Annotated in this window: 14 protein-coding genes; 2 read left to right on the top strand and 12 right to left on the bottom strand. The window is 41.1% G+C overall.

Annotation, left to right across the window (positions count from 1 at the left end; genetic code table 11):
* Positions 1-38: 38 nt before the first annotated feature.
* The 3 genes from CWB76_RS14080 to CWB76_RS14070 all read right to left on the bottom strand — a co-directional run bounded on the left by CWB76_RS14080 (position 39) and on the right by CWB76_RS14070 (position 2,478).
* Entirely contained in the window at positions 39-1,097 is a 1,059-nt protein-coding gene (locus tag CWB76_RS14080; protein ID WP_138608439.1) for a succinylglutamate desuccinylase/aspartoacylase family protein, read from the bottom strand.
* Entirely contained in the window at positions 1,084-1,989 is a 906-nt protein-coding gene (gene rimK, locus CWB76_RS14075) for a 30S ribosomal protein S6--L-glutamate ligase (protein WP_008467750.1), read from the bottom strand. The genes CWB76_RS14080 and rimK overlap by 14 nt, the downstream gene beginning before the upstream one ends.
* Positions 1,990-2,055: 66 nt before the next feature.
* Positions 2,056-2,478 carry an ATP-dependent zinc protease family protein gene (locus CWB76_RS14070; RefSeq protein ID WP_010391555.1) on the bottom strand — a complete coding sequence of 141 codons (423 nt, stop codon included), beginning with the start codon at positions 2,476-2,478 and terminating at the stop codon, positions 2,056-2,058.
* 249 nt (positions 2,479-2,727) lie between these two features.
* On the opposite strand from CWB76_RS14070, the gene CWB76_RS14065 reads away from it, so the two are divergent.
* Positions 2,728-3,699: a zinc transporter ZntB gene (locus CWB76_RS14065; protein WP_138608437.1), complete on the top strand. Its 972-nt coding sequence runs from the start codon at positions 2,728-2,730 to the stop codon at positions 3,697-3,699.
* A gap of 66 nt (positions 3,700-3,765) precedes the next feature.
* Here the strand turns inward: CWB76_RS14065 and rraB are convergent, their stop codons facing one another.
* The 9 genes from rraB to CWB76_RS14020 all read right to left on the bottom strand — a co-directional run bounded on the left by rraB (position 3,766) and on the right by CWB76_RS14020 (position 12,760).
* A complete protein-coding gene (gene rraB, locus CWB76_RS14060) occupies positions 3,766-4,101 on the bottom strand; it encodes a ribonuclease E inhibitor RraB (RefSeq protein ID WP_008110603.1) in 336 nt (111 codons plus the stop codon).
* On the bottom strand, positions 4,101-4,814 hold the full coding sequence (locus tag CWB76_RS14055; RefSeq protein WP_171039637.1) for a 1-acylglycerol-3-phosphate O-acyltransferase: 714 nt from the start codon (positions 4,812-4,814) through the stop codon (positions 4,101-4,103). Before CWB76_RS14055 ends, rraB begins: the two co-directional genes overlap by 1 nt.
* Before the next feature lie 175 nt (positions 4,815-4,989).
* Positions 4,990-7,278: a DNA topoisomerase IV subunit A gene (gene parC, locus CWB76_RS14050; protein WP_138608435.1), complete on the bottom strand. Its 2,289-nt coding sequence runs from the start codon at positions 7,276-7,278 to the stop codon at positions 4,990-4,992.
* Positions 7,279-7,288: 10 nt separating this feature from the next.
* Positions 7,289-8,383, bottom strand: a complete 1,095-nt coding sequence (locus tag CWB76_RS14045) for a PQQ-dependent sugar dehydrogenase (protein ID WP_138608433.1) — start codon at positions 8,381-8,383, stop codon at positions 7,289-7,291.
* Positions 8,384-8,414: 31 nt separating this feature from the next.
* On the bottom strand, positions 8,415-10,304 hold the full coding sequence (gene parE, locus CWB76_RS14040) for a DNA topoisomerase IV subunit B (RefSeq protein ID WP_138608431.1): 1,890 nt from the start codon (positions 10,302-10,304) through the stop codon (positions 8,415-8,417).
* Between the two features lie 20 nt (positions 10,305-10,324).
* Positions 10,325-10,888: a YqiA/YcfP family alpha/beta fold hydrolase gene (locus CWB76_RS14035; RefSeq protein WP_138608429.1), complete on the bottom strand. Its 564-nt coding sequence runs from the start codon at positions 10,886-10,888 to the stop codon at positions 10,325-10,327.
* A complete protein-coding gene (locus CWB76_RS14030; RefSeq protein WP_138608427.1) occupies positions 10,873-11,658 on the bottom strand; it encodes a metallophosphoesterase in 786 nt (261 codons plus the stop codon). The genes CWB76_RS14035 and CWB76_RS14030 overlap by 16 nt, the downstream gene beginning before the upstream one ends.
* On the bottom strand, positions 11,645-12,103 hold the full coding sequence (locus CWB76_RS14025; protein ID WP_138608425.1) for a DUF1249 domain-containing protein: 459 nt from the start codon (positions 12,101-12,103) through the stop codon (positions 11,645-11,647). The genes CWB76_RS14030 and CWB76_RS14025 overlap by 14 nt, the downstream gene beginning before the upstream one ends.
* A gap of 30 nt (positions 12,104-12,133) precedes the next feature.
* Positions 12,134-12,760: an NUDIX domain-containing protein gene (locus CWB76_RS14020; RefSeq protein ID WP_138608423.1), complete on the bottom strand. Its 627-nt coding sequence runs from the start codon at positions 12,758-12,760 to the stop codon at positions 12,134-12,136.
* A 205-nt stretch (positions 12,761-12,965) separates the two neighbouring features.
* On the opposite strand from CWB76_RS14020, the gene tolC reads away from it, so the two are divergent.
* Positions 12,966-14,324, top strand: coding sequence for an outer membrane channel protein TolC (gene tolC / locus CWB76_RS14015; RefSeq protein ID WP_138608421.1), 1,359 nt, complete (start codon positions 12,966-12,968; stop codon positions 14,322-14,324).
* Positions 14,325-14,502 lie beyond the last annotated feature (178 nt).

Raw genomic sequence — 14,502 nt, 5'->3', positions numbered from 1 at the left:
GCCGCTTAAGCGGCTTTTTTAATTTTTTACCAGTGAAGTTAATTATTCAGCTCAGCCGTTTTCAGTTCATCATCTAAGTCATTTATCTCATCAATAAATGTTTCTAGCTGCTGCTCTACCAGGCTATTTGCATGTGCAAAATAAGCAATGTGGAATACGGCATCGCCTTCATTTACTAGAGGCATGGTTTGCTGACCAATAATAATACCGCTACGTGGAGCGAGTAATTCAAGCTCAGAGTCGCCAAGTGGGCTACTTATATACGCCAGTATTTGCCCCTTTGTGACACGTTCACCTAACGATACTTGCGCTCTTACTATGCCGTCAACCTCAGCACGTACCCAACTTGTTGAACCAGCAATAATCGGCTCAGGTAGTTTTTTTGGTCGTTTACCGCGCATCATTTTTAAATGGCGCATAACATAATCAACCCCTTGTACTCCCGCAGCAATCGCAATCGGGTCAAAGCGCAGCGCCTCACCGGCTTCGTAGGTAATAACGGGTATGCCCAAATTAGCCGCTTCACTACGTAGTGAACCATTGCGCAGTGATGCGTTAATTACAGCTGGTGTGCCAAAAGCCTTAGCCATTTGCGCTGTAGCTTCATCGGCTAAATTAGCACGTATTTGCGGTAAGTTAGTACGGTGAATCGCCCCCGTATGTAAATCTATAATATGCGTACAGTGCACAGCAACTTGGTTAAAAAACATATACGCCATACGACCTGCTAACGAGCCACGTTCAGAACCTGGAAAGCTTCGGTTCATATCACGACGGTCAGGCAAGTAACGCGACTTATGAATAAAACCAAATACATTCACAATCGGCACCGCTATTAATGTGCCTCGTAGCTGGCTAGGGTCGATTTTAGCCAGTAGCTGGCGCACTACTTCAACTCCATTTAGCTCATCGCCATGAATTGCCGCACATACCATCAATACAGGGCCTTCCATTACACCATTGACCACTTCAATAGGAATATTAAGCGGTGAATGGGTATAAAGCTTTGCAGCTTCCAGCGCCAGTGATTTTCGCTCACCCACGCCAATACTTTCACCTAATAAGGTAAAAGGACTGTTAATTTTAACCTTTGCCACGTGTTGCTGTTCCTTTCACTGAGGCCGTTTTTTCGATGAAATCAATCACCATACCCGCGATATCTTTACCTGTTGCCACTTCAATTCCCTCAAGGCCTGGCGATGAATTTACTTCCATAACCAAAGGACCACGAGATGAGCGAAGTAGGTCAACGCCAGCAACGTTTAAGCCCATTGCTTTTGCCGCTGCAACCGCTGTTTTACGCTCTTCTGGGGTAATACGCACCAGTGTAGCACTACCACCACGATGAAGATTAGAGCGGAACTCGCCTTCTTGCGCTTGGCGTTTCATCGCAGCAATCACTTTATCGCCCAATACAAAGCAACGAATGTCTGCACCGCCAGCTTCTTTAATATACTCTTGCACCATGATATTGGCTTTTAAGCCCATAAATGCTTCAATAACACTTTCAGCTGCTTTACGTGTTTCAGCCAATACCACACCAATACCTTGAGTACCTTCCAGTAATTTAATAACAACCGGTGCACCGCCTACCATTTCTAATAAATCTTTTACGTCATCCGGCTTGCTGGCAAAGCCTGTGACCGGCATACCTACACCTTTACGTGATAGTAATTGCAAAGAACGTAATTTATCGCGAGAGCGAGAAATAGCCACAGATTCATTAACAGGGAACACTCCCATCATTTCAAATTGGCGTAATACAGCACAACCATAAAATGTAACCGATGCACCAATACGTGGCACGATAGCATCGAAATCTTTTAGATTTTCACCACGATAATGAATTTCAGGTTGCTCTGAGTTTATGTTCATATAAGAGCGTAACGCATCAATAACTTTCACTTCATGTCCGCGCGCCTCAGCAGCTTCAATTAAACGACGCGTTGAATATAATTTTTTGTTACGAGATAAAATACCAATTTTCATAGTTAAAACCTTAACTAAATTATGTTGAGTAAGCACATGTAAGTGTATTTACTACTCAACGAATCCTTATAATAAGTGTGATAAAGCCGGATCAACGACTATACGATTTTCCATTGCTGTGCGCCCTAACAACATTCTAAACTTCATTGACGCACGACTTGTTAATGTAATTTCTATTGGCCAACTAAATTCGCCTGCATGCAATGTAGTTTCAATAAAGTAACGCAATTCTTTTTGGCCACTAGAGCTGGTAACGTACTTCATTTTTTTAACTTTGGCATTGCAGGTAATTTGCGTTTGCTCGTCTTCTTGCAATGGTTGGGCTGTAAATTTAACCCACTTTTCGCCATCTACTTCGTACTCTTCAATATTAATTGCATGAATACAGGAAGTACGCGCACCAGTATCTATTTTTGCTTTAATTTGCTCGATACCTAGCTCGGGTAAACTTAACCACTCACGCCAACCAACTGTTATTTTTGTCGTCATAAATGCGCCCTTAGTAAAAAAGTGTTTTATACGCTACCGCTAATAAAACACCAGCAAAATAAATTCATCCACTCGATAAGTCGATTTGATTGATCTTTTAAGTTTACTCGGTTAACAATGCCCTCTAATGTGTACACTTAACCATAGGCTAAAAAATAACTTTTTGTTGCTTAACTCTTCAAAGTAAAGCTAAGTTAAATACACTACAGTAAAACTGTATTAAAAACATACTATTTATGAGAAATTATTATGATTAACGGCTTACTTCATGCGCTTATTCTTGATGAACAAGGCGGCGCTCGCCCAATAGAAAACAGTAAACAATTACATCAATGGCAACCTACTGATGGAAAACTGTGGGTACATATGGATTACAGTCAAAAAGAAGCCGTTGATTGGTTAAAAAACTGCGGCCAATTAAACGACTACGAACTTGAATCACTTACCGCAGATGAAACACGCCCTCGTATTACTCCTACAATGAATGGCCATATGCTGTTTTTACGTGGAATCAATTTAAATCCAGCGCAAAGCCCTGAAGACATGGTGTCTATTCGCTTATTTATTAATAAAGATGTGGTGATCACTACCCGTAAGCGCCGATTATTGTCAGTGCAAGATATTTTAACCTCGTTGAATAATAATGAGGGGCCTAGCAGTATTTCTGAACTAGTGTGTAGCTTAGCGCAAAAGTTAACTTCACGTATGCAAACGGTAATAGATGAACTAGATGAAAGCTTAGATGAGTTTGAAGAAGAAATTGATGAGCCTAGTAAAAAGTTTGATAACCAGGGCTTGTCGCAACTTCGCCGTCAAACAATCGCGCTAAAACGGTACTTAAAACCACAAAAGGAAGCGCTCAGCAACATGGTTAATAATCATTACTCGTGGCTGTTTGACGATGATAAAGCCAAGCTAAATGAAACCACCAATTTACTTATTCGCTATTTAGAAGAGCTCGATAGTTCAATAGAGCGTGCACTCGTTATTCAGCAAACCATTACTAACCAAGTGTCTGAGCAATTAAATCAGCGTATGTATGTGATGTCGGTGGTGGCTGCTTTATTTTTACCACTAGGATTTTTGACTGGGTTATTGGGGGTCAATGTTGGCGGTATTCCTGGCACAGACAGCCCCTATGCATTTACTGCATTTGTGGTGTTTTTGGTTGTTTTGACTGGTGGGATTGGTATTTACTTTAAAAATAAAAAGTGGCTGTAATTACAACGCAGATCTAACAGCACAAAAAAGGCGAACATTATTGTTCGCCTTTTGCATTGGTGACCCTTACTCTTGAAAGTAAGTGCCCCAACCGTCGTATTCTACATCGCATTCAACGGCAAGCTGTGCAAGTTTATCAACATCTTCCATTATAACGTCAACATCTAATTCGGCTTCAACAACAATGTCAAAACTCCAAATCTTTTCGCCGTCTTCAAGCTCAAGTTCTGCTGGCTCTTCTACATCGTAACCTAGTTTAAACGCAGCAAGTGCAGCTTGTTCTAACTTAGTAAAGTCTTCACATACAAAGTGGTGTTCTACTTCATAAAGAATTTCCGGGTCGGAACCATCTTCAAGTAATGAAGTTACGATGTCTTCACTTATTTCACGCCAGTTTTCCATTATTTCTCTCTCACTTGAGCATCTAATTCTGTTATTTTAGCAGCCATAATGCTGTGCACACTTTTAGCATGTTCACGTGCACTGATACTGTTATCAAGTGCTATGGGGGCTAACATTTCAATGTAAATTGTACCATTATCCCAGCGATTTAGTTTAATGGTTTTATCGGTTGTGTTCATACATACTGGCACAACAGGTACCTCTGCACTCATTGCTGTATGAAACGCACCGGTTTTAAAGGGGAGTAAACCACGACCATAACTACGCGTCCCCTCAGGGAACATCCACACCGATAAGCCTTTTTGTTTTATTTTAGCCGCTGCTTTAGAAATAGTGCCTGCCGCTTTAGAGCGATTTGCTCTGTCGATTAAAATATTACCCGACAACCAATAAAGCTGACCAAAAAATGGGATCCACTTCAGACTTTTTTTGCCAACACTCACACAATTTTTTGGCACCATGGCTGGAACAGTAAATAAGTCATAGCTATTTTGATGATTCGCTACATACACAGCAGGCCCCACTTGAAGCGCATCGGGATGATATTTTAGTTCTAATTTAACCCCAAGCATTTTAGCCATTGAACCAAACCAACTTGCAATAACGTGCACATTATTAGGATGAAATGGTCTAAATATTGATAATAACAAACCAAAAAAACAACTTAACAATATAAACAACAGCATTATTAAAATACGTATAACAGCTAGCAAATGCGCCTCTTCAATATAACCACAATCATGTATTGCTCTATTATAACGTTATTTTGTTGCGTAGACGAGAAAATAGCGCACAAGCGTGCGCTGAAATAAAACAGTCATAAAAAAACGGCTTACCTAGGTAAGCCGTTTTCTAATTTCATCTAATTTGATCTCAGGATTAACTTGGCTATGCGTCTGAGCTTGGTTCATCTACTTGCTGCGGTGTTAACTCTACCACAGCTTCATCTACGCGCTGTAAACCACGAGGTAACTTATTCCCTCTGCGGCCTCGCTCGCCATGGTAATGCTCAAGATCGCTTGGTTTAAGGGTCAGCTTACGCTTACCTGCATGCAGCGTTACACTGCTGCCTTGCGGCACAACAGCTAATACTTTTACAAACTCTTCGCGGGCTTGCACTTTCGCACCCGGAATAGAAATAATTTTATTGCCCTTACCCTTACCTAGCTTAGGGAGGTCTCGCAGTGGGAATAACAACATCCGCCCTTCGTTAGAAATCGCCATACAGTAGTCAGTAGCCACGTCGTTAACGCGAATTGGAGAAAGTAATACACCACCTTTTGGCACACTCACTAACGCTTTACCGTTTTTGTTTTTACTCACTAAATCTTTAAAGTCAGTAATAAAGCCATAACCAGCGTCGGAGGCCATTAACAACACTTGAGTGTCTTCACCCATAACTACGTGCTCAAAGCTTGCGCCTGAGGTTAGATTAAAGCGCCCTGTCATTGGCTCACCTTGGCTTCGCGCTGAAGGGAGACTGTGAGCATCAGTGGCAAATGCACGCCCTGCTGAATCTAAAAATACCGCAGGCTGATTACTTTTACCTCGAGCTGATGCTCTATAGCCATCACCAGCTCTGTAATTTAATCCTTCCACATCTAAGTCATGCCCCTTACCAACACGTGCCCAGCCTTTATCTGATAGCACCACGGTTACTGACTCTGATGGTATTAAATCTTTTTCGCTCAGTGCTTTGGCTTCTACACGCTCAATCACAGGCGAGCGGCGATCATCACCATACATTTCTGCAGCTTCTTGAATTTCTTTTTTCAATAAGGTCGACATGCGACGGTCTGAGCCCAGTGTTTGCTCTAATTTGTCACGCTCTTTCGCCAATTCATCTTGCTCACCACGAATTTTAAACTCTTCAAGTTTTGCCAAATGGCGAAGTTTTAATTCTAAAATGGCTTCTGCTTGAATATCTGTTAAATCAAAGCGCTCCATCAATATTGGTTTAGGCTTATCTTCAGAGCGGATGATTTCTATAACTTCATCAATATTTAAAAAGGCAGCTAGTAAACCTTCTAAAATATGTAATCGTGCCAGCACTTTATCAAGTCGATATTGCAAGCGACGACGTACCGTTTCGCGTCTAAAGGTTAACCACTCTGTTAAAATACTCCGTAAATCTTTGACCTGTGGACGGCCATCTAAGCCGAGCATATTTAAATTTACGCGGTAATTTTTTTCAAGATCGGTGGTGGCAAATAAGTGTGCCATTAATGGCTCAGCTTTAATTCGGTTTGAACGCGGCACAATCACAATGCGGGTCGGATTTTCATGATCAGATTCATCACGTAAATCGGCTACCATTGGCAACTTTTTAGCATTCATTTGCGCTGCAATTTGCTCAAGTACTTTTGCACCCGAACATTGATGCGGTAACGCAGTAATAACTATATCGCCTTGCTCTTCACAATACACAGCGCGCATTTTAATTGAGCCACGGCCAGTTTTATAAATTTTGTGAATATCAGCTTTTGGCGTAATTATTTCAGCATCAGTTGGGTAATCTGGCGCATGTACTAAATCCAGTAACTCTTCGAGCTCTGTTTTTGGTTTATCAAGTAATAAACAACAGGCACTGGCTACTTCACGCACATTATGCGGCGGTATATCGGTTGCCATACCTACCGCAATACCGGTGACACCATTAAGTAATATATGCGGTAAGCGCGATGGCAATACTAAAGGCTCATCCATGGTGCCGTCGAAGTTTGGCGTCCAATCAACGGTCCCTTGGCCTAACTCTTTAAGTAATACTTCAGAGAATTTAGATAAACGCGCTTCAGTATAACGCATTGCCGCAAACGACTTCGGATCGTCAGCTGCACCCCAGTTACCCTGACCATCAACTAACGGGTAGCGATAAGAAAACGGCTGCGCCATAAGTACCATGGCTTCATAACAGGCACTATCACCATGAGGATGGTATTTACCTAATACATCACCCACGGTACGGGCTGATTTTTTGTATTTAGCACTTGCCGATAATCCCAATTCACTCATCGCATAAATAATACGACGCTGAACGGGTTTTAAGCCGTCACCAACGTGCGGTAAGGCACGATCCATGATCACGTACATTGAATAATTTAAATAGGCGTCTTCGGTAAAACGCCCCATTGTTTGCTGTTCAATTCCTTGCATTAGCAAGGTATCTGTATCACTCATTAAAGCTTACCTAGTTTTTCTTATAGCTTACGCGGTAAATTACGTTTGCGTAATCATCGCTTACCAATAGACTGCCATCATTTAATTGTGCAAATGCAACAGGGCGTCCAAATGTCGTTTCGTCTTGCATAAAGCCGGTGATCAATGGCGTATATTTAGTTACTTTGGCATTTTCTATGGTTGCCACAGCCACTTTATAACCGACCTTTTTAGAGCGATTCCATGAACCATGCTCAGCAACAAACAACTGTTGTTTGTAGCTATCTGGGAACTGTTTGCCGGTATAAAAATGAATACCCAATGGCGCAACATGCGCCCCCAATGCCAATGCAGGTTGAGTGTAATCAGCAATATTTTTGCCTTCACCAAACTCAGGATCAACAATAACGCCACCATGCACGTATGGAAAACCAAAGTGCTCTTCTTCCTTAGTAATGCGGTTTAGCTCATCAGGTGGAATATCATCCCCCATCATGTCGCGGCCGTTATCGCTAAACCATAGCATTTGCGTACTAGGATGAAAGTCAAAACCCACCGTATTACGTACACCTTTGGCTAAAGTCGTTATTTCTTTGGTATCGGTATTTAACGAAAAAATACGGCCAAAGCGAGCATCTTCCTCACAAATATTACACGGTACGCCCACGGGAATTATCAGCTCGCCATTTGGTGCAAAGCGCAAAAACTTCCAACCATGGTGACGCTCTGACGGTAAATCGCTATAAAACACTTCATACTCAGGATTTTTGAGGTGTTTATCGATATTTTTAAAACGGATAATCCGGTGCACTTCACCAACATATAAGTCACCGCCTTTAATTGCTAAACCCGAGGGCATATTTAATCCCTCTGCAATCACTATTTTTTTATCTGCCACGCCATCGCTGTTATGGTCAATCAGTGCATACACATTGCCCGCTTTACGAGACCCTGCATACACAATACCTCGGCTTGATACTGCAATTTGCCGTGCATTTTCAACATCATCAGCAAATAAGCTGATTTCAAAACCCGGTGCAGCGGTCAGCTTGTCGAGTATACTTTTCGCCATCACTGGCGATGATATTAAGCCCAGTAACAACAGTGTGCTAAATAACTTATTCATTTGCCTCTCCTGCTTTAAGCCCAAAGGCTTATTAAACTTGTGCCTTGTTACCGTGATCTTCTAACCATTGACGGCGATCTGATGAGCGCTTTTTAGCGAGTAGCATATCCATCATTTCCATTGTTTGCTGCTCTTCATCAAGAGTAAGCTGTACTAAACGGCGAGTATTTGGATCCATGGTTGTTTCACGCAATTGTAGCGGGTTCATTTCACCCAAACCTTTAAAGCGTTGTACGTTTACTTTGCCACGCTTTTTTTCTGCTTCTATGCGCGCTAAAATGCCGGTTTTTTCATCTTCATCCAGCGCATAGTAAACATCTTTGCCAATATCAATTCTAAATAACGGTGGCATAGCAACATACACATGTCCGGTTTTAACCAACTGTGGAAAATGTCGCACAAATAAGGCACATAGTAAGGTGGCAATATGCAGTCCATCGGAATCAGCATCCGCTAATATACATATTTTATTGTAACGTAGTCCCGACATATCGGTTGAGTCAGGGTCTATACCTAGCGCAACTGAAATATCGTGCACCTCTTGAGAGGCCAAAATTTGCCCTGACTCAACCTCCCAAGTATTTAAAATTTTACCTCTTAGCGGCATAATTGCTTGGAACTCACGATCTCGCGCTTGTTTAGCTGAGCCCCCTGCTGAGTCACCCTCTACTAAAAACAATTCTGTGCGGTCATTATCAGCAGCACTACAATCGGTCAGTTTGCCTGGTAATGCTGGGCCTGATGTAACTCGCTTACGTACTACTTTTTTAGCCGCACGTAAGCGACGCTGTGCATTTGAAATACATAGTTCAGAAAGTAGCTCTGCGGTGTCAGTGTGCTCATTTAGCCATAAGCTAAAGGCATCTTTTACTACACCCGATACAAACGCAGCACATGAACGTGATGAGAGCTTTTCTTTAGTTTGTCCTGCAAATTGTGGGTCTTGCATTTTAACCGACAACACATAACTACAACGTTCCCAAATATCATCTGGGGTCAGCTTTACGCCACGTGGTAATAAATTTCTAAACTCACAAAATTCACGCATCGCCTCTAAAAGCCCTTGGCGCAGACCATTTACATGGGTGCCCCCTTGCGCGGTAGGAATTAAGTTTACATAACTTTCGGCTATCGACTCACCACCTTCAGGCATCCATACTACCGCCCAATCAGCGCCTTCAATAGAACTTGAAAACTCACCCACAAATGGGTCTTTAGGTAGTATTTCGTAACCTTTAACGGCTTCAATTAAGTAATCTTTTAAGCCTGTTTCATAAAACCATTCTTGGGTTTCTTTCGTTTGTTTATTTACAAACTTAATACGCAAACCTGGGCATAAAACCGCTTTGGCTTTTAATAAGTGATTAAGCTTAGTCAAAGAAAAATTAGCAGAGTCAAAATAGCTGGTGTCTGGCCAAAAACGAACCGTAGTACCAGTGTTGCGTTTACCCACTGAACCAACCACATTTAAATCTTCAACTTTATCGCCATGCTCAAAAGCCATTCTAAATTGCTGTGCATCACGGCGAACCGTTACTTCCACGCGGGTAGATAGCGCATTAACAACCGAGATACCTACGCCATGCAAGCCACCAGAAAATTGATAGTTTTTGTTTGAAAACTTACCGCCGGCATGCAGCTTAGTAAATATTAACTCAACTCCTGGAATACCTTCTTCTGGGTGAATGTCAATTGGCATACCTCGGCCATCGTCACTCACCTCAAGCGAATTATCTTCATGTAAAATGACATCAATACGTGTTGCGTGCCCAGCCATTGCTTCATCAACACTGTTATCAATAACCTCTTGGCCTAAATGGTTTGGCCTTGTGGTATCTGTATACATGCCAGGGCGGCGTTTTACCGGCTCTAATCCATTAAGTACTTCAATGGCTTCGGCGTTATAATTTTGTTGAGTCATAGTTTTTATCTTTATATACGCTAATATCTGATTTTAAGAAAATCGACAATGCTTGAAAAAGCTCTCTCAAAGCCATTAAAGCTATGATCGCCGCCAAATTCAATTAACTGTTTACATTGTGAGTAATACTTTATTGCGTGCTGAAAATTTAACACTTCATCCCCTGTTTGCTGTAATAAGTACATCAGTTCAGGGTGTTTTAACTCTGTCACCGTTAATGCTTTTAACGCATCTATATGACGAGATTGTAATTGGTAATTATAATCTTGATACGGATTATAATTAGGCCCAAGTATAGGCTCTAATAATGTATATGGGGCAACGGCAGGATTAATTACCACCGCAGGAATTTGATAACGCTGCGATAAATACGTGGCAAAAAAACCACCTAGCGAGCTGCCCAATAATACGGTATTCGGTGTTAATAGTTGTTCAAGCGCTATAATAGCCTCTACAGGCTCATGATTTAAACGCGGCACACAATAATCAACATCATAGTGTGCCATAAGCTCACCAAAGCGCACAGCTTTATATGATTTTTCAGAGCTATTAAAACCGTGAATATAAATTACCCGTTTAACCATACCACGTCCGAGTGTATGTGCAGCTGTTGTTGCTCAGCATTTAAATACAGCATGCGATAAGCTGACCCTTTATTTTCTTGCTGCCAAGTCTCACTGTGTTTACTAAACTGCACGCAACTTGCAGGAGTGGCGTACACATTAAGCCCTCTAAACTGCTGTTGGTAGTCATTGTGAACATGCCCATGAAACAGCGCATCAACGCGGCCATTATTAACTAATAAATTTAATAGTTGCGGCCCATTTTCTAGCATATGTTTATCTAGGTAGCCATTAATAGGCAATGGGTTGTGATGACAAAATGCAATGTGGCGATTGCTTGAATTAACTAAGCACGCCATAATTTCATCCAAATGTGTGGCGCTAACCCACCCTGCTGGTGTATCACCTTTAGAGTTAATTAATATTAGCTCAATTCCTTGTGCCACTATGTGTTTAGCGTGTTGTATTTGTCCACCACTAATTAAATTAAGCTGTTCAATCTCATCATGGTTACCAGGCACCCAAAATACGGGGCAATCAACGTCACTATTATGAATAAGTTCTGCAAATAATAAATACGAATTAAAGCTGTGATCTTGCGTTAGGTCACCACCAAATATCAACGCATCAGGCTGCTGCTTTGCTATATCGGCCAATGCTTTAACAAAATGTTCAGCGGTATTAACGCCAAAGTATTCAGCATCTTTATCACTAAAAAGGTGGCAATCAGTTAGGTGTGCAATTCGAAGCGTAGTTTGTTCAAAATAATAAGTGTCATCAAACCAAGCCATTATTTACATCCCAATTAAGTGTTGATTGACCTCTTTCAACACACGCTACCAACCAGTCATACAAAAAAGCATTTAACTGATATTTTTCATCTTTTTGATGCATTTTTGGGTTAGGGTAACCATAAGAAGGCTTAATTCGTTGGTGGTAGTCATGATGAACAATTTCAGCCACCTTCGCATCATTGTACAAACGTACCGTTAAATACAGCGGTGCAATGCCAACGAGCATGCCATTTAACTGTTTAATAGACACATCGAGTGTGTATTTGGCACTATCATCTATGTGAATTGCAAATTCACTGTGGCCTAATTTAATTTCTCTTACATTGCCAATCACTCGATCATGAGGCAGTAATTTTAAAAGGCGTACGTAATTGTGCTCACAAAGCGTTAAATACTTTGGAAGGCTTTGAATGTACCGATTAGTGGTTAAAATTGCTGTCAAAATACCGCCATTACTATTAAAAATTAAAAACTATGCCCACTTTTTACGTATCTTATCGCGATTTAGCGCTAACCATTGCAAGCTAATTACGGTAGCGGCATTATCTATTTCACCACTATTAAGTCGCTGCTGTGCTTCGTCTACGTGCATAATATGGGTTTTAATATCTTCACCTTCGGTTTCTAACCCATAAATGCCAGTACTCATTTGGCTTAAATCGGCGTGAGCTAAATATAAGAACAAACGCTCTGTAGTACCGCCGGGGCTTGAAAGGTAAGACAGCATAAACTCAAGTTCTGTTAAATTAAGCCCTGCTTCTTCAAACGCTTCTTTTTTAACAACCGCTTCGTAATCTTCACTGTCATCGGTCATACCCGCTATACATTCTAACAGCCAAGGCGTATGTTTGCTTTTAATTGCGCCAATTCGAATTTGTTCTATGAGCAATACTTGCTCAGTCACTGGATCATAAGGTAATACCGCGACCGCATCGCCACGCTCTAAAATTTCTCGACGAATAACCTCAGACTCTCCACCTGCAAACAAGGCATGCTGAAATTGATAAAGGTTTATTTTAAAAAACCCCTTATACAAATTTTCAACCGGTTTTAATCTCACATCATCATGGGTAAATTGAGTACGACTTTTATTCGCCATGTTTTTTATTTCCTTTTTGAAAGCGTAGATACATCAACGCCTTGGTTGCAAGCCCCATTAAAACGCTAAATTGAGCGAATGAGGCGTGTTAGGTATATATTCTGTTACACTTGAGAACGTTGTTTTACTAATTTTTTTTTTAGTTATTAAGTAAAACAGGTTAACATGCCTGTAGTACAAAAATTGTCTAAGGACCGAACATCACATGAAAAAGAACATCCTTGCAGCACTGGTTAGTTTATCATGCGCATTGGGCTCAACCGTAGCCAATGCTGAAGATTTACTTCAAGTTTTTGAAATCGCAACAGCCAACGATCCTACCGTTTTAAAAGCAAAAGCCCAAGCTGATGCTCAATCATACCAAAGCGATCGCGCTATGAGCGCATTATTACCGCAAATTGGTTTGACTATGGGTTATACAAAGTCTGACTCAACTTCCTTCAGACAATCTGAAGATTTATCTTCTATTAATAAAATTAATTCTGAAAGCGACGAGTTTTCTCGTGGTATTAGCTTAAGCCAAACGTTATTTGATTTAGGCGCATGGAATTCATTAGGTATAGCCGACAAACAAGCACTTCAAGCAAGCGGCCAATACGACTTTGCCAAGCAAAACCTAATTGTTCGTGTTGCTGAGGGTTATTTTAACGTACTTAGCGCTATTGATAACCTTGAATTTGTACAAGCTGAAAAACGTGCCATTGAGCGCCAACTTGAACAAACTAAACAGCGTTACGCTGTAGGTTTAACAGCTATTACCGATGTACATGAAGCACAAGCACAATTTGATAACTCAGTAGCGCAAGAGATCATTGCTAATAATGCGGTAGAAACAGCCCGTGAGCAGCTACGTGAGATCACTGGTAAGTATCACGCAAAACTTGATATGTTAAACACCAAAACGTTTTCTACTGTTAAGCCAAGTACGCCTGCAACTGATTTAGTTAAAATAGCTAAAGACAAAAATTTGAATCTGCAGGTATCAAAAATCACGGTTGATATAGCTAAAGAACAAATTGAACTCGCAAAAGCAGGTCATTATCCAAAACTAACGTTAAATGCTAGCTACGGCGACTCATTGACAGATAGCGAGTCAAATGGCGTTAGTTTTGACGATCAACCTCGTTCAGATTCTAGCTCTATTGGACTAAACTTTAGCGTACCACTTTACTCAGGTGGCGCAACGGTTGCTGCAACAGATCAAGCACGTGCATTTTACGTTGCTGCTAGCCAAGATTTTGAAACCGATTATCGTGCAGTAACTCGCTCTGTAATTACTTCTTACAATCAAGTGGTATCTGACATTGCGACATTCAAAGCGCTTGAGCAAGCGGTTATCTCAGCAGAAAGCGCATTAAAAGCCACTGAAGCGGGTTTTGAAGTAGGTACACGTACAATCGTTGATGTACTGATCAGTACGCAAAACTTGTACAATGCAAAGCGTAATCTTGCTGATGTGCGTTATCGTTATGTTGTATCAACGCTTCGCTTAAAACAAGCGACAGGAACATTAAGCCGTGAAGATTTAGTGGGTATAAACCAAGGTTTAAATACTGTTAACTAAGCAGACGACTTCATTATAAATAATCACTAAAGCCAGCTTTTTGCTGGCTTTTTGTATTTTTTAACACATAGCGTTAAACTAGGGTCTGTTGACCTTTCAAGGTTAAATTTGCAGCAGCCTGTTTGGTATTAAGGCAAGGCAGAGCCTATGTGGTGTGGTTATTCTCCATTAATAGGCG

Origin of the sequence: Pseudoalteromonas sp. S1609 (assembly GCF_005887255.1) — a bacterium.
Lineage (GTDB): Bacteria > Pseudomonadota > Gammaproteobacteria > Enterobacterales > Alteromonadaceae > Pseudoalteromonas.
Note: the sequence above shows the minus strand (reverse complement) of the source record. Positions and strands in the feature narration are given on the sequence as shown.

Excerpts from the sequence above, each read along its gene's own strand:
- rimK (WP_008467750.1), bottom strand. The coding sequence starts at position 1,989 with ATGAAAATTGGTATTTTATCTCGTAACAAAAAATTATATTCAACGCGT.
- CWB76_RS14070 (WP_010391555.1), bottom strand. The coding sequence starts at position 2,478 with ATGACGACAAAAATAACAGTTGGTTGGCGTGAGTGGTTAAGTTTACCC.
- CWB76_RS14065 (WP_138608437.1), top strand. The coding sequence starts at position 2,728 with ATGATTAACGGCTTACTTCATGCGCTTATTCTTGATGAACAAGGCGGC.
- rraB (WP_008110603.1), bottom strand. The coding sequence starts at position 4,101 with ATGGAAAACTGGCGTGAAATAAGTGAAGACATCGTAACTTCATTACTT.
- parC (WP_138608435.1), bottom strand. The coding sequence starts at position 7,278 with ATGAGTGATACAGATACCTTGCTAATGCAAGGAATTGAACAGCAAACA.
- CWB76_RS14045 (WP_138608433.1), bottom strand. The coding sequence starts at position 8,383 with ATGAATAAGTTATTTAGCACACTGTTGTTACTGGGCTTAATATCATCG.
- parE (WP_138608431.1), bottom strand. The coding sequence starts at position 10,304 with ATGACTCAACAAAATTATAACGCCGAAGCCATTGAAGTACTTAATGGA.
- CWB76_RS14035 (WP_138608429.1), bottom strand. The coding sequence starts at position 10,888 with ATGGTTAAACGGGTAATTTATATTCACGGTTTTAATAGCTCTGAAAAA.
- CWB76_RS14030 (WP_138608427.1), bottom strand. The coding sequence starts at position 11,658 with ATGGCTTGGTTTGATGACACTTATTATTTTGAACAAACTACGCTTCGA.
- CWB76_RS14020 (WP_138608423.1), bottom strand. The coding sequence starts at position 12,760 with ATGGCGAATAAAAGTCGTACTCAATTTACCCATGATGATGTGAGATTA.
- tolC (WP_138608421.1), top strand. The coding sequence starts at position 12,966 with ATGAAAAAGAACATCCTTGCAGCACTGGTTAGTTTATCATGCGCATTG.